The organism is Pseudomonas sp. Sample_20 (assembly GCF_004307585.1).
GTDB classification, from domain to species: Bacteria; Pseudomonadota; Gammaproteobacteria; order Pseudomonadales; family Pseudomonadaceae; genus Aquipseudomonas; species Aquipseudomonas atacamensis.
Window position 1 is genome coordinate 52,288 of the sequence record NZ_RCOA01000016.1, and the last position, 15,658, is coordinate 67,945.

Genomic DNA, 15,658 nt, shown 5'->3' on the forward strand with positions numbered 1-15,658 from the left:
TTTATCAGCACGCCTAGACTCGGCCCAACCCCAATTTCCAGGTAGGCCGCCATGTCCGAGACGCTGCTCAGTTCCCGCAATCTGGCTTTCGAGCTGTACGAAGTCCTCGATGCCGAGGGCCTGACCCGGCGCGAGCGCTTTGCCGAGCACAATCGCGAGACCTTCGACGCCGCCATCGGCACCGCGCGCAACATCGCCGAAAAGTATTTCGCCCCGCACAACCGCAAGGGCGATGAAAACGAGCCGCGCTATGAAGATGGCCAGGCCATTCTGATTCCCGAAGTGAAACCGGCGGTGGATGCCTTTCTCGAGGCAGGATTTCTTAACGCCGCACGCAGTTTTGAAGCGGGCGGCATGCAATTACCGACCCTGCTGTCGCAAGCCTGCTTCGCTCACTTTCAGTCCGCCAACGCAGCGTCGACCTCGTACCCGTTCCTGACCATGGGCGCGGCCAATCTGATCGAGAGCTTCGGCAGCGAAGAGCAGAAACAGCGCTTCCTGCAACCGATGATCGACGGACGCTTCTTCGGCACCATGGCCCTGACCGAGCCGCATGCCGGTTCGTCACTGTCGGATATTCGTACCCGCGCCGAGCCTGCATCCGACGGCACCTATCGCCTGAAGGGCAACAAGATTTTCATTTCCGGTGGCGACCATCCGCTGTCGGAAAACATCGTGCACATGGTTCTGGCCAAACTGCCCGACGCCCCACCGGGGGTGAAAGGTATTTCGCTGTTTATCGTGCCGAAGTTTCTGGTCAACGACGACGGCAGCCTCGGCCAGCGCAACGACGTGCTGCTCGCCGGCTTGTTCCACAAGATGGGCTGGCGCGGCACCACATCGACGGCGCTTAACTTCGGCGATAACGGCGAGTGCGTCGGCTATCTGGTAGGCAAACCGCACCACGGTTTGAGCTACATGTTCCAGATGATGAACGAAGCACGAATCGGCGTCGGCATGGGCGCGGTGATGCTCGGCTATGCCGGTTACCTGTATTCGCTGGAATATGCGCGTGAGCGGCCGCAGGGCCGGGTGCCGGACAGCAAGGATCCAAGCACAGCGCCGGTGGCGATCATTCAGCACGCGGACGTCAGACGCATGTTGCTGACGCAGAAATCCTACGTCGAAGGGGCATTTGACCTCGGCCTGTATGCCGCGCGTTTGTTCGATGACACCACCACGCTGGAAACCGAAGCCGAACGCAAACAGGCTCATGAGCTGCTGGACCTGCTGACGCCCATCGTCAAATCCTGGCCTTCGGAGTTCTGCCTCAAAGCCAACGAACTGGCGATCCAGATTCTTGGCGGCCACGGCTACACCCGTGAGTACCCGGTGGAGCAGTACTACCGCGACAACCGCTTGAATCCGATCCACGAAGGCACCCACGGCATCCAGTCGCTGGATTTGCTCGGGCGCAAATTGGCGCAGAACGGTGGCGCCGGTCTCAAGCAGCTGATTCGATTGATCGCCAACACGGCCGAACGTGCCACTGCATACGATTCGTTGACCACCCTGCGCGAACCGCTGGAAAAACTCGTGGCCCGCTTGCAAACCGTGACCATCGGCCTGCTCACCGATCTGGCCCAAGGCAAGATCAACAGCAGCCTGGCGAACTCGGCGCTGTACTTGAAAGTGTTCGGCCACGCAGTGATCGGCTGGCGCTGGCTGGAGCAGGCGATCCGCGCCGAGGAAGGCCTGGCCAAAGGCAATTCGGCGGATGTCGACTTCTATAAGGGCAAGTTGCAGGCGGCGCGGTATTTCCTGACATGGGAAGTGCCGGGTTGCCAGCATGAGCTGGACTTGCTGGAGGCGCGGGATGATACGTGTCTGGGGATGCGGGAGGAGTGGTTCTGATCTGCAAGTTGTTTAGCGACTGAAACCATTCGCGAGCAGGCTCGCTCCCACAGGACAGGTGATGTTCACAGGACGCGTGAACACGCCGAATCCAATGTGGGAGCGAGCCTGCTCGCGAAGGCGTCAGCTCAGGCGATACAGCTTCAACTCAACTTGAACCCACCCATCTGCCGCGCCAGATCATCCGCCAGCTTCTGCAACATCTGGCAGTCTTCGCGACAAGCCCTGACCTCCCCCGCCGTCGCCCGTGCCAGATCGGAAATCCCCTGCACGTTGCGGTTGATCTCTTCAGTCACCGCCGACTGCTCTTCGGTTGCCGTCGCCACCTGATGGTTCATATCGCTGATGCGCTCGACCTGACCGGTGATCGCCGTCAGCGACGCGCCGGTACGCTGGCTCGATTCAACCCCGGTGCCGGTCGCGGCCTGGCCGGTGCGCATCGATGACACGGCGTTTTCCGCGCCTTGCTTGAGGCTGCCGATCATCAGTTGAATTTCGTCGGTCGAGGCCTGGGTCCTGCGCGCGAGGGTGCGCACTTCATCGGCGACCACCGCGAAGCCACGGCCCATGTCGCCAGCGCGGGCGGCTTCGATGGCGGCGTTGAGTGCGAGCAGATTGGTCTGTTCGGAAACGCCACGAATCACCGCCAGCACCGAATCGATCGACGCCACTTGCTGCGCCAGCTCACCCACTGCGCCCGCCGCTAAGCCGATCTCATCGGACATGCTTTCGATATGACGGATCGAGCCACCGACCACTTCCCGTGCCTGCAACGCCTCATCGCGCGCGGTTTGCGAGGCAAGCGCGGCGTTGCCAGCATTCTGCGCGATCTCCTGCACGGTCAGGCCCATTTCGTGGACGGCGGTGGCTACCATGTCGGTCATTTCCTGCTGCCGGCCGGAACGCTCGGCGGTGTTGTCCACCACCGTCGCCACTTGCCCTACGGCCGTGCGCAGGCGCTCGCTGGTGGTCAGCACTTCGCCGATCATCGCGCGCTGGCTGTCGAGGAAACGGTTGAAGCCGCGCGCGAGGTCGCCCAGCTCATCGGCACGGCTGGAATCTAACCGGTGAGTCAAATCTCCACCACCGCTACCGATGGCCACCAGCGCCCGTGTTACTTGTCGAATCGGTCGCACCAGCCCCTGCGCCAGCCACACCACCAACGCCAGGCAGACCAACGCCACCACCAGACCGATGCCGCCACTCATCCACATCGCTTTCCGTGCTTCGGCGTAGATCTGCGACTGCGGCACTTCGGCCACCAGCGTCCAGCCGAGATCGCGCAGCGGCAGGCTGAAGGCGAGGAAGTCTTCACCGTCGCGCTGGAAGCTGCTGTTGACCGCATCCTTGTGCCCCATCAGCGCTTGCGCCGCATTGGTACCGATCTGCTCGGTCAAGGTGCGTTTACCGCTGAACTGCGCCTCAGGATGGACCTGAATCAGACCGTCGGAACGCACGAGATAGACCTTGCCGCGTTCACCGAAACTGAAATTGTGGATCAGCTCCGATAGCTCTTTCATGCTCAGCCCGAGCCCGGCGACACCGACAACTTTACCGGCCTGCTCGACCTTCAGATCGATGAACAGGGCCAGCTCGCCAGTGGCGCCGTCGTTGTCGATATTGAGGGTGCGCGGCTGATTGCTGTCGAGAAAGGAATAGAACCAGGCGTCGGCCGGTTTCGCGCGACTGAGGGTGCGGTCCAGGCCTTTTTCGGTGATGTAGTGATTGGATTCGGTGCCGATGATCAGCGCAGTGAAGGCCTTGTGTTCGGCGCGGATGCCTTCCAGATACTGGGCGAAGAGCGCAGTTTTGCTGCTGTCCTCGCCTGTCGCCAGCCAGTCACGCACCATGGTGTTGCTGGCGATGTCCTTGGCGGCGGTGAGCGGTTGTATGAGGATGCGTTCGATATCGTTGCGCGTCGCTTCGATACTCGACGGCAGCGCTTGTTCGACCAGATAGCTCTGGGCGAGGCGGTTGACCACCAGGGTATAAATGCCAACCACGATCACGATGCTGATCAGCAGGGCCGTGCCCATGCCGAGAATCAACTGCCACTGAATACTGCGTCGCCACCACTGCATGGAGCACCCCCAAGGAATAAGTGGCCGAAACACTGCAACAGCCGTGCCGATTGTATACAAACCAACCGACAATCTATTCCCTGGTTGTGCGCAACCTCATCAGCCCTGACTGATGGTCTTGGCAATGGTCTCGACCGTGGCGCTGACTTGCTCTTGATAACGCTCGAGTTCTGCTTTGTGCTGCTTCTTCATTTCGATCTGCTGCGAGCACAGATTCATCGCAGCCAGCACCAGCAAACGGTCGCCGATCAGCGTCGGGTATTTGCGCTTGGTGTCTTCCAGCGCTGCCTTGAGCATCATCGCCGCGTCCAGCAGGGTCTGTTCTTCCCCGGCCGGTGCCTTGATCGAATAGTCCTCGCCGAGAATGGAGATGACTTTTACCCCTGCTGTGCCGTGGTTCATGCGCTGACAGGACCGGCATTGACGCGATCAACCAGCGCTTGGATGCGCGCGGCGGTGGCGCCGTGTTTTTCTTCCTGCTCCATCAGGTTCAGCTGCAGGTTTTCGTTTTCATCCTTGGCCTGGGCCAGTTCCGTGGACAGGGTCTGGTTGGTCTGCAGCAAGGTCTGGTTCTGTTGCACCAGGTCGCTGACGAGCTGTTCCAATTGGCTGAGGGATGCTTCCAACATTTTGATCTTCCAAGCGTTTTTCAAAGGGCGCGTACGATAAAGAAAAGTCACCACGGATGCCAGGGTTAAACCGGCGCAAGGCCTTGATTTTCCTGGGTGGCGAAGCTTCTCGCGAGTTTAAAAGACTGTGATTGGTCGATCTGGTTCCTGCACTTCGTCGCTCAAGCCTGTCTGCGACAAATACGCACACCACCTCAAGACTTTAGTCGTATGACCGATAAGTCACCCATACAGCAGTCTCAGCCCGCATGGATGCGGCCCTTTTCGGTATCCGCCCATGTCCCTTCGCAATATGAATATCGCCCCACGGGCGTTCACCGGCTTCGCCCTGATCGGCGGCCTGATGTTGATTCTCGGCGTGTTTGCGCTGAATCAGATGAGCAAGATCCGCGCGGCCGGCGAAGACATCGCCACCGCCAGCGTGCCATCGATCAAGGCCCTCGACGAATTCACCCAGCTGACCCTGCGCCTGCGCGTGCTGTCCTATCGTTTGCTGATCAACCGCGAACCCGACGTGCAGCAGAAAACCATCGAGCTGTTCGACCTGCGCAATCGCCAGATCGCCGATGCGCAACGCGCATACGAGCCACTGATCGAAGGCCCGCAGGAACGTGCGGCGTACGATCAGTACGTGCAATTGCTGGCGCAGTACCGTCAGCTCGAAGAGCGCATGAAAACCCTGTCGCGCAACAATCAGATCGACGAGTTGCGGCAGATGCTCAACAGCGATTTGCTGAGCAATTCGGAAGCGGTGAATACCGCGCTGGCGCGCTTGCTGGATATCAACACCCAGCAGATCGCCGAGACTGATCAGGGCGCGAAGGATCAGTACTCGCTGTCGTTCAATCTGGTGGTGACCCTGCTGGTGATCGCCAGCGGCCTAACCCTGCTGTTCGCCTGGTTGCTGACCGTGAGCATTACCAAGCCGATTTCCAAGGCACTCGAGGCGGCGGAAACCATCGCCGAAGGCAACCTCACCCAGCCGATCCATGTCGATGGCGAAGATGAAGCCGGGCGCCTGCTGGCGGCGATGGCGAAGATGCAATCGAAGCTGCGCGACACCCTGCAGCGCATCTCCGGTTCGGCCACACAGCTTGCGTCCGCTGCGGAAGAGCTGAACAGCGTCACCGATGAAAGTGCTCGCGGCCTGACCCAGCAGAACAACGAAATCGAGCAGGCCGCCACTGCGGTCAATGAGATGACCAGCGCTGTCGAAGAGGTCGCGCGCAACGCGGTCAGCACTTCGGAAGCCTCGAAAAACGCCACCACTTCGGCGGGCGACGGTCGTGATCTGGTGCAGGAAACCGTCAGCGCCATCGAACGCATGAGCGCCGATGTGCAGAGCACCGCGTCGCTGATCGGCGCCCTGGCCAATGAGTCCCGCGACATCGGCAAGGTGCTCGACGTGATTCGTGGCCTCGCCGACCAGACCAACCTGCTGGCATTGAACGCAGCGATCGAAGCGGCGCGCGCCGGTGAGGCCGGGCGTGGTTTCGCCGTAGTGGCGGACGAAGTGCGCGCTCTGGCCCATCGCACCCAGCAGTCGACCAGCGAAATCGAACGCATGATCGGCAGCATCCAGAGCGGCACCGAACACGCCGTGGATTCGATGCGCAACAGCACCGAGCGCGCCGAATCGACGCTGAACATCGCCCGTGGCGCCGGGATGTCGCTGGACACCATCAACAGCGCCATCGTCGAAATCAACGAGCGCAACCTGGTCATCGCCAGCGCCGCCGAAGAGCAGGCGCAGGTGGCGCGGGAAGTCGATCGCAATCTGGTCAACATCCGCGATCTGTCGGTGCAATCGGCGACCGGCGCCAATCAGACCAGCGCAGCAAGCAATGAGCTGTCGCGGTTGGCGCTGGATCTGAACAACATGGTTGGGCGGTTCAGCCTGTAACACACCTCGCTGGAGCTTCCCCTGTGGTGAGGGGATTTATCCCCGTTGGGTGGCGAAGCCGCCCCAAAAGCAGCGTATGCGGTTCCCTTTAAGGATCCGCGTACAGCGGTTTTACGACGGCTGCGCCGCCGAACGGGGATGAATCCCCTCGCCACAGTCATCACTCGCCGCATTTCCAGGGTGATTCTGCAGAAAAGCTTTTTGACAGCATCACATTTCAACAGGTTAGAATCGCTGGCACGCAGACTGCATGGTCAGTTTGTGCCTCGTCTTTACGCTTCTGGAGTACTGCCTTTGAATGCGACGACCATCAACAGCCTGTTCTTGATCGGCGCGTTGCTGGTAGGCGCAAGCATTCTTGTCAGTTCTCTTTCTTCACGTCTCGGCATTCCGATTCTGGTCATCATTCTCGCGGTCGGCATGGCTGCCGGGGTCGATGGTGGCGGGATCATTTTCGATAACTACCCGACGGCCTATCTGGTCGGCAACCTCGCCCTGGCAGTGATCCTGCTCGACGGCGGCTTGCGTACGCGGGTGTCGAGTTTCCGCGTGGCCTTGTGGCCGGCGCTGTCGCTGGCCACGGTCGGGGTGTTGATCACCACCGGGCTGACCGGCATGGCCGCTGCGTGGCTGTTCGACCTCAATCTGATTCAGGGCCTGCTGATCGGCGCCATCGTCGGTTCGACCGACGCCGCTGCGGTGTTCTCGCTGCTCGGCGGTAAAGGCCTCAACGAACGGGTCAGCGCCAGTCTGGAAATCGAATCCGGCAGCAACGACCCGATGGCGGTGTTTCTCACCGTCACCCTGATCGACATGCTCGCCAGCGGCGAAACCGGCCTGCACTGGAGCCTGCTGACCCACCTGATCCGCGAATTCGGCATCGGTGGTGTGATCGGTCTGGGCGGCGGTTGGGTGATGCTGCAACTGGTCAATCGCATCAATCTCGCCGCCGGGCTCTATCCGATCCTGATCATTGCTGGCGGTCTGGTGGTGTTCGCGCTGACCAACGCCTTGCATGGCAGCGGCTTCCTCGCTGTCTATCTGTGCGGTCTGGTGATCGGCAACCGCCCGGTGCGCAGCCGCCACGGCATTCTGCACATGCTCGACGGCATGGCCTGGCTGGCGCAGATCGGCATGTTCCTGGTGCTGGGCCTGCTGGTCACGCCCCACGATCTGCTGCCGATCGCCCTGCCCGCCCTCGGTCTGGCGCTGTGGATGATTCTCTTCGCGCGGCCGCTGTCGGTGATGGTCGGCCTGCTGCCGTTCAAGGCCTTTCACGGTCGCGAAAAAGCCTTTATTTCCTGGGTCGGCCTGCGCGGCGCGGTGCCGATCATTCTCGCGGTGTTCCCGCTGATGGCCGGGCTGCCGCAAGCGCAGTTGTATTTCAATCTGGCGTTCTTCATCGTGTTGGTGTCGCTGCTGGTGCAGGGCACGAGCCTGCCGTGGGTGGCCAAGCTGCTCAAGGTGACGGTGCCGCCGGAACCCGCGCCGATTTCCCGGGCGGCACTGGAAGTGCACGTCACCAGCGAGTGGGAACTGTTCGTTTACAAGCTCGGCGCGGAGAAATGGTGCATCGGTTCGCCCCTGCGTGAGTTGAAAATGCCCGAAGGCACACGCATCGCGGCGCTGTTTCGTGGCCAGCAACTGCTCCATCCGTCGGGTAGTACGGTGCTGGAAGTCGATGATTTGCTGTGTGTTATTGGCCATGAACACAACTTGCCGGCCCTCGGCAAACTGTTCAGCCAGGCACCGCAACGCGGCCTCGATCTGCGTTTCTTCGGCGACTTCGTGCTCGAAGGAGACGCCCAGCTTAAAGCGGTTGCAGCGCTGTATGGCTTGCCGGCCGAAGGCATCGATCCGGACATGACCCTGGGTGCGTTCATTGCGCAAAAAGTCGGGGGTGCTCCCATCGTCGGCGACCAGGTGGAGTGGAACAACACCCACTGGACGGTGGCGGTCATGGACGGGAACAAGATCGGCAAAGTGGGCGTCAGATTCCCCGAAGGAAGTCGCCCGGGCCCCGGACTCTTCCTCTAAACTGCTCCCACTCTCACTTGCTTGACCGGTCTCTATGCCTACCCTGCGCTCCTTTTTCGCCGCGGCCCTGCTGGGCCTCAGTCTTGTCGTCGGCCCGCTGCATGCTGCCGAACCACCGTCCAGCGATGCCGTGCAGGCCAGCCTCGACAAGCTGGCCGACAGCAAACTGCCGGACGCCGACAAGAAGACCCTGCAGACCGTGCTGCAGAACACCCTCAATCAGCTGAACAACCAGCGTGATTACGAGCAGAAACTGATCGATCTCAAGCGTCAGCTGGCCAACGCGCCGAAGCAGACGATTGAAAATACCCGCGAACTGAGCCGCCTCAAGGCCACCGCACCGGTGCCGGTCGCGCAGCGTTTTCCTAAGGAGTCGATTCAGCAACTGGAGCAGATCCTTACCGATCGCTCGACCCAGCAGAGCGATCTGCAAAAAGCCCTGGCCGAAGCCAACAGCCTGATCATCACCGCACAGACTCGCCCCGAGCGTGCGCAGGCGGAAATTTCCGCCAGCCAGACGCGCATCCAGCAGATCAACACCATCCTCAAATCCGGCAAGGACACCGGCAAAACCGTCACCGCCGAACAGCGCGACCAGTTGAACGCCGAACTGGCCGCACTCAATGCGCTGATTCCGCTGCGCCGCCAGGAACTGGCCGGCAACACCCAGTTGCAGGATCTCGGCAATGCCCAGCACGACTTGCTTTCGGAGAAATCCGATCGCCTGGACCGCGAGATCCAGGAACTGCAAACCCTGATCAACCAGAAACGTCTGGCGCAGTCGCAGGAAACCGTTACCCAGCAATCGATCGAAGCGCAGAAGGCCGGCGGCAGCAGCCTGCTGGCGAGCGAGAGCGCGACCAACCTCAAGCTTTCCGACTATTTGCTCAAGAGCACCGACCGTCTCAACGAAGTCACGCAGCAGAACCTGCAGACCAAACAGCAACTCGACACCCTGACCCAGAGCGATTCGGCACTGGACGAGCAAATCAACGTGCTCAAGGGCAGCCTGCTGCTGTCGAAAATCCTCTACAAACAGAAGCAGGCGCTGCCGCACTTGAAGGTCGACCGCGACCTCGCCGACCAGATTGCCGATATTCGCCTGTATCAGTTCGATGTCAGCCAACAGCGGGAGCTGCTGAGCAATCCGGCGACCTACGTCGACAATTTGCTGGCCACGCAGCCGCCGGAGCAGGTCACGCCGCAATTGCGCAAAAGCCTGCTCGATCTGGCTAACACCCGCGCTGATCTGCTCGAGCGGCTGAACCGCGAGTTGAGCGCGATGCTCAACGAATCGATCACCCTGCAGCTCAACCAGAAACAATTGCTGAGCACCGCGCAAAGCCTGCGCGCGACCCTCGACGAACAGATGTTCTGGATCCCCAGCAACAAGCCGCTGGACGTGGAATGGATGCGCGGTGTGCCCGAGCGCCTGGAGCGGCAGGTCAACACCCTGCCCTGGGCGTCGAGCCTGAGCGAACTGACTGACGGCCTGACCCAGCGCCCGCTGCTGTTCCTGCCATTGGCGCTGCTGATCGGCGCCCTGTTGTGGCGACGCAAGGCGCTGTACGGACGACTCAACAAGGTTCACCAGGACATCGGCCACTTCAAGCGCGACAGCCAGTGGCACACGCCGCAGGCGATTCTGATCAACATCCTGTTGGCGATGCCGGTGGCGCTGGGTCTGGCGCTGTGCGGTCTGGCCTTGCAGATCGACGCGCGCGGGCAGAACGCCAACATGGGCGCGGCGCTGTTGCAGATGGGCCAGGCCTGGCTGGTGTTCTACACCGCGTACCGGATCCTCGCGCCGGGTGGCGTGGCGGAATTGCACTTCCGCTGGGAAAAACCGCAGGTCGAGTTCCTTCAGGGCTGGGTGCGTCGACTCGGCCTGGTAGTAATGGCGCTGGTCGCCGTGGTAGCCGTCGCCGAGTTGCAACCAGCGGCGCTGGCTGATGACGTGCTCGGCATGCCGGTGGTGCTGACCTGCTACGCCTTGATGGCGTGGCTGCTCAGTCGCCTGCTGATCAGCAGCCCGACGCACCAGAACGCTTCGCTGTTCCGCAAAGCCGTCGGAGTGATGTTCACCCTGCTGCCGATCGCCCTGTTTGTCGCGGTGTGCTTCGGCTACTACTACACCGCGCTGAAACTCAGCGATCGCTTGATCAACACCCTGTACCTGCTGATGTTCTGGCTGGTGATCGAGGCCACCTTTGTGCGGGGCCTGAGCGTTGCCGCGCGGCGTCTGGCTTACCAGCGCGCGCTGGCCAAGCGGCAGGCGGCGAAAGAGGCCGGCGACGGCGAAGCGGTGATCGAAGAGCCGACCCTGGACATCGAAAAGGTCAACGAACAGTCCCTGCGCCTGATCCGCCTGGCCCTGCTCGGCGGTTTCATCGCGGCGCTGTACTGGGTCTGGTCGGACCTGATTTCGGTGTTCTCGTATCTGGACAACATCACCCTCTACGAATACACCAGCGGCACCGGCGCCAACATGAGCATGGTGCCGATCAGCATCGGCGACATGCTCGGCGCGCTGATCATCATCGGCATCACCTTCGCTCTGGCGCGCAACTTGCCCGGCCTGCTCGAAGTGTTCGTGCTGTCCAAACTCAATCTGGCCCAGGGCAGCGCTTATGCGACAACCACGCTGCTGTCCTACGTGATTGCCGGCGTTGGTTTTGTCACCACCCTGTCGACCCTCGGCGTCAGTTGGGACAAGTTGCAATGGCTGGTGGCAGCGCTGTCGGTGGGCCTCGGTTTCGGTATGCAGGAGATCTTCGCCAACTTCATCTCCGGCATCATGATCCTCTTCGAACGCCCGGTGCGGATCGGCGACACCATCACCATCGGCAACCTCTCGGGCACGGTGAGCAAGATCCGCATCCGCGCCACGACCATCACGGATTTTGACCGCAAGGACATCATTGTCCCAAACAAGACGTTCATCACCGGACAACTGATCAACTGGTCGCTGACCGACACCATCACCCGCGTCACGTTGAAACTCGGCGTCGATTACGGCTCGGATCTGGATCTGGTCAAGGAACTGCTGCTCAAAGCAGCCCGGGAAAACCCGCGTGTGCTCAAGGAACCGGAGCCACACGTGTACTTCCTCAACTTCGGCGAAAGTACCCTCGACCACGAACTGCGCATGCATGTGCGTGATCTCGGTGACCGCAACCCGGTGCTGGATGAGGTCAACCGCTTCATCAATCGCGAGTTCAAGAAGCAGCACATCAACATCTCGTTCCGGCAGATGGAGGTTTATCTGAAGAACCTGCACGGTCAGGAATACAAGATGGTGCCTGTGGAACCCGAGAACAAAACCATCGTGCCGGTCGTCGACGGGCAGAAGCCGTTGCCGGAACCGCCACCGAGCAAACTCGACTAACCGACATGGTCCCAGCAGAATGCTCGGACATTCTGCTGGAGCTGGCCCGTGAAAGCCCTCGACGAACTGACTTTCGACAACCGCTTTGCCCGCCTGGGCGACGCGTTCTCTGCGCACGTGCTGCCCGAGCCGATCGACAACCCGCGTCTGGTGGTCGCCAGCCCGGCCGCTCTGGCCTTGCTCGATCTCGATGCGGCCAGCGCCGACACCGAAGAATTCGCGCAACTGTTTGGCGGCCACAAGCTGTGGGCCGACGCCGAGCCACGGGCGATGGTGTATTCCGGGCATCAGTTCGGCGGTTATACCCCGCAACTGGGTGACGGGCGCGGCCTGCTGCTGGGCGAGGTGTACAACAACGCTGGTGAGCACTGGGACCTGCACCTCAAGGGCGCCGGACAGACGCCCTTTTCGCGCATGGGCGATGGTCGCGCGGTGCTGCGCTCATCGATTCGCGAGTTTCTCGCTTCCGAAGCGCTGTACGCGCTGAACATCCCGTCTTCGCGGGCCGCCTGCGTGATTGGCTCCGACACGCCGGTCTGGCGGGAAAAGCAGGAACGCGCGGCGATGGTGCTGCGTCTGGCGCCGAGCCATATCCGCTTCGGCCACTTCGAATATTTCTACTACACCAAACGCCCCGAGCAGCAGAAACAGCTTGGTGAACATGTGCTGGCGATGCATTTCCCCGAATGCCTCGAACAACCGGAACCGTATCTGGCGATGTTTCGCGAGATCGTCGAGCGCAACGCCGAGCTGATCGCCAAGTGGCAGGCTTATGGCTTCTGCCACGGCGTGATGAACACCGACAACATGTCGATCCTCGGCATCACCTTCGACTTCGGCCCGTTCGCCTTCCTCGATGACTTCGACGCGCATTTCATCTGCAACCACTCCGACGATCAAGGCCGCTACTCGTTCAGCAATCAGGTGCCGGTGGGGCAGTGGAACCTCAGCGCCCTCGCCCAAGCACTGACGCCATTCATCAGCGTCGAAGCCCTGCGCGAAACCCTCGGCTTGTACCTGCCGCTGTTCCAGGCGCACTACCTGGACCTGATGCGCCGCCGCTTCGGCTTCACCACCGCCGAGGACGACGATCAGCAACTGCTGGAAAACCTGCTGCAACTGATGCAGAACAGCGGCGTCGACTACACGCTGTTCTTCCGCCGCCTCGGTGAAGAGTCAGCCGAACAGGCTATCGCCCGCCTGCGCGATGACTTCGTCGACATCAAAGGTTTCGATGCCTGGGGCGAACGCTACGTCGCCCGGGTCGGCCGCGACGGCAATGCCGATCAGGCACAACGCCGCGCACGGATGCATGCGGTCAATCCGCTGTACATCCTGCGCAATTACCTTGCGCAAAAAGCCATCGATGCGGCTGAGCAAGGGGATTATTCCGAGGTGCGCCGGCTGCATGCGGTGCTGAGCAAACCGTTCGACGAGCAGCCGGGGATGGAAAGTTACGCCGAGCGACCGCCAGAGTGGGGCAAGCATTTGGAGATCAGTTGTTCGTCGTGAGTCGACTCAGATAAACACTTCGATCGGTACATTGAAACGTTCAGCGAGCCAGCGGATCTGGCGCAGGTTGAGCTTTCGTTTCCCGCTCAAAATTTCTGACACGACGGATTGAGTACCCACGCCAGGAAGGTCGCTCTGAGTGAGGCCGTGTTCGCGCATCATATAGCCGAGCACTTCTTCACCGCTCGCTTCAGCCATCGGATGATGGGTGCGATCCCATTCCTCGATCCAGTCGCCGATGATGTCCAAAAGGCTCATCAATGGATGCGACTCATCTTCCCCGGTTAGTTCGAGTATCTCATCGACCGCCCGCACCAAGGCGTCATAATCCTCTTCGCTCTTCGGCTTTCGAACCAGCGGAGCGACATATTCCCAGTGCTCGGCCACTGTCTTGATCAAAATGCTCATACCTTCCCTTCCTTCCATTTGCCCCGATCATATTCGCGATGATCCAGAACATATTTTATGTACAACCTCTGCGATCGATAACTGACGAAAGCTATCAGTCGCAGCTTGTTGCCGCCCAGGTCAAAGACATGAAACTGGCCCACCTTGTCGATCGCAGGAAATATCGATTTCATCGCCGAGAAGTCCTTGGGACAGCTTCTCTTTGCCAGTCGAAACCACTGCGCCAGTGCGCTCGCGGATTGTGGCCATTTTTCCTTGGCCTCTCTGATGGGTTTTTCGCTAAACACATGCATGCAACATCCTTATCGCATTCTGCTATGGGAAGTTAATCGAAGGGCGCGATTATCGCAATGTGCGATAGAAGCAGACAGACCGACGGTGCGTCCGGTAAATCTCAGCCTAGGTCTAACCTCGAATGGTGCACGATTGAAAATATGAGCAAACGTCTCCACCTACCTGTCATCAGCTCTCTTTTGGATTCCGCTCATGACCACCCCACTCCTCATCCCCTGCCCCACCTGCAACGGCCTCAATCGCATCCCCGCCGAGCGCCTGGCTGACCAGCCCAAATGCGGGCGCTGCAAGTCTGCGGTGTTGTTGAGCAAACCCTTCGAACTCAAGCAGGGCGATTACGCCAGTCAGATCAAGGGCGATCTGCCGTTACTGGTGGATGTCTGGGCGGACTGGTGCGGGCCGTGCAAGTCGTTCGCGCCGGTGTTCGAACAGGCTGCGGCACAGTTGGCGGGCAAGTGTCGGCTGGCCAAGCTCGACAGCGAGGCGAACCAGCAGTTGTCGGCGCAATTGGGGATTCGCTCGATTCCGAGTCTGATTCTGTTTAAAAACGGCAGGGAAGTGGCGCGGCAGAGCGGTGCGTTGCCATTGCCGCAGTTGATGGCGTGGCTGCGTAGCCAAGGCATCTGACCCACCACAAATCAGAACTGTGGGAGCGAGCCTGCTCGCGAAGGCGGTCGATCATTCAGCGCCGATGGTGAATGTGCCGGCCTCTTCGCGAGCAGGCTCGCTCCCACAGGATTTGCGTGTGAGTCGGGGAATCAGTGGTCTTCCAGCAGATTGTGCAGTTCCACAAACTGCTGGGTCAGCTTGTGCCGTGGATCGAGGTGGATCAGCGGCATGCTGGCCTGGTGCGACTCGCGCATGCGCACCGAACTGCTCAGGTACACCGGCAATACCGGCAAGCCTTCGGCGATCAATTCATCGAGAATCTGCTGTGGCAGACTGGCCCGCGCCTGAAACTGATTGACCACGATGCCTTCTACCTCCAGGCCTTCGTTGTGGTCGTCCTTCAATTCCTCGATCTCGGCGATCAGTCCGTACAGGGCCTGACGTGAAAAGCTGTCGCAGTCAAAGGGGATCAATACTCGATCCGCGGCAATCAGCGCCGATACCGCGTAGAAATTCAACGCAGGCGGGGTGTCGAGATAGATTCGGTCGTAGTCCTCGGACAATTCGTCCAGCAACTTGCGCAGCTTGTTGATCTTGTGTTTCGCCTCAAGCTTGGGCTGCAGGTCAGCCAGCTCGGCGGTGGCGGTAATGATGTGCAGGTTGTCGAACGGGGTTTCGTAGATGTCCGCCTGATTCTTTTTCGAAAATGGCCCGGACGACAGCGTCTGTTTGAAGAAATCGGCGATGCCCATCGGAATATCGTCGCCGGTGAGCCCGGTCAGATACTGAGTGGAATTGGCCTGGGCATCGAGGTCGACCAACAACGTGCGATAACCCTCGCTGGCGCTGACCGCCGCCAGATTGCAGGCGATGCTGGATTTGCCCACGCCACCTTTCTGATTGAACACCACGCGCCGCATGACCAAACCTCCGTGTATCAAAG

Annotated in this window: 12 protein-coding genes; 6 read left to right on the forward strand and 6 right to left on the reverse strand. The window is 60.5% G+C overall.

Annotated elements, in window-relative coordinates; all coding sequences use genetic code 11:
* Positions 1-51: 51 nt before the first annotated feature.
* On the forward strand, positions 52-1,854 hold the full coding sequence (locus D8U70_RS02340) for an acyl-CoA dehydrogenase (RefSeq protein ID WP_130928226.1): 1,803 nt from the start codon (positions 52-54) through the stop codon (positions 1,852-1,854).
* 143 nt (positions 1,855-1,997) lie between these two features.
* On the opposite strand, the gene D8U70_RS02345 is transcribed toward D8U70_RS02340, so the two are convergent.
* From D8U70_RS02345 to D8U70_RS02355, 3 genes are all read right to left on the reverse strand, one after another.
* Positions 1,998-3,935: a methyl-accepting chemotaxis protein gene (locus D8U70_RS02345; RefSeq protein ID WP_130928227.1), complete on the reverse strand. Its 1,938-nt coding sequence runs from the start codon at positions 3,933-3,935 to the stop codon at positions 1,998-2,000.
* 99 nt (positions 3,936-4,034) lie between these two features.
* Positions 4,035-4,337, reverse strand: coding sequence for a cell division protein ZapA (locus tag D8U70_RS02350; RefSeq protein ID WP_073471627.1), 303 nt, complete (start codon positions 4,335-4,337; stop codon positions 4,035-4,037).
* Positions 4,334-4,564, reverse strand: a complete 231-nt coding sequence (locus tag D8U70_RS02355) for a hypothetical protein (RefSeq protein ID WP_016772015.1) — start codon at positions 4,562-4,564, stop codon at positions 4,334-4,336. Before D8U70_RS02355 ends, D8U70_RS02350 begins: the two co-directional genes overlap by 4 nt.
* 277 nt (positions 4,565-4,841) lie before the next feature.
* On the opposite strand from D8U70_RS02355, the gene D8U70_RS02360 reads away from it, so the two are divergent.
* From D8U70_RS02360 to selO, 4 genes are all read left to right on the forward strand, one after another.
* The gene (locus D8U70_RS02360; RefSeq protein ID WP_130928228.1) at positions 4,842-6,467 is read left to right on the forward strand and encodes a methyl-accepting chemotaxis protein; all 1,626 of its coding nucleotides are present in this window, start codon (positions 4,842-4,844) and stop codon (positions 6,465-6,467) included.
* Positions 6,468-6,761: 294 nt separating this feature from the next.
* Positions 6,762-8,504 (forward strand): potassium/proton antiporter, encoded by a 1,743-nt coding sequence (locus D8U70_RS02365; protein WP_024011302.1) that lies wholly within the window; start codon positions 6,762-6,764, stop codon positions 8,502-8,504.
* Positions 8,505-8,538: 34 nt separating this feature from the next.
* Positions 8,539-11,892, forward strand: a complete 3,354-nt coding sequence (gene mscK / locus D8U70_RS02370) for a mechanosensitive channel MscK (RefSeq protein WP_101156543.1) — start codon at positions 8,539-8,541, stop codon at positions 11,890-11,892.
* Between the two features lie 48 nt (positions 11,893-11,940).
* A complete protein-coding gene (gene selO / locus D8U70_RS02375; RefSeq protein WP_110644856.1) occupies positions 11,941-13,404 on the forward strand; it encodes a protein adenylyltransferase SelO in 1,464 nt (487 codons plus the stop codon).
* A gap of 6 nt (positions 13,405-13,410) precedes the next feature.
* On the opposite strand, the gene D8U70_RS02380 is transcribed toward selO, so the two are convergent.
* Both D8U70_RS02380 and D8U70_RS02385 read right to left on the reverse strand, forming a co-directional pair.
* Positions 13,411-13,812: a transcriptional regulator gene (locus D8U70_RS02380; RefSeq protein ID WP_024011299.1), complete on the reverse strand. Its 402-nt coding sequence runs from the start codon at positions 13,810-13,812 to the stop codon at positions 13,411-13,413.
* On the reverse strand, positions 13,809-14,105 hold the full coding sequence (locus D8U70_RS02385) for a type II toxin-antitoxin system HigB family toxin (RefSeq protein ID WP_071174172.1): 297 nt from the start codon (positions 14,103-14,105) through the stop codon (positions 13,809-13,811). The genes D8U70_RS02380 and D8U70_RS02385 overlap by 4 nt, the downstream gene beginning before the upstream one ends.
* A gap of 193 nt (positions 14,106-14,298) precedes the next feature.
* Between D8U70_RS02385 and trxC the strand changes: the two genes are divergently transcribed.
* Positions 14,299-14,733 (forward strand): thioredoxin TrxC, encoded by a 435-nt coding sequence (trxC, locus tag D8U70_RS02390; protein ID WP_024011297.1) that lies wholly within the window; start codon positions 14,299-14,301, stop codon positions 14,731-14,733.
* Between the two features lie 131 nt (positions 14,734-14,864).
* On the opposite strand, the gene D8U70_RS02400 is transcribed toward trxC, so the two are convergent.
* On the reverse strand, positions 14,865-15,635 hold the full coding sequence (locus D8U70_RS02400; protein ID WP_016772022.1) for a ParA family protein: 771 nt from the start codon (positions 15,633-15,635) through the stop codon (positions 14,865-14,867).
* Positions 15,636-15,658 lie beyond the last annotated feature (23 nt).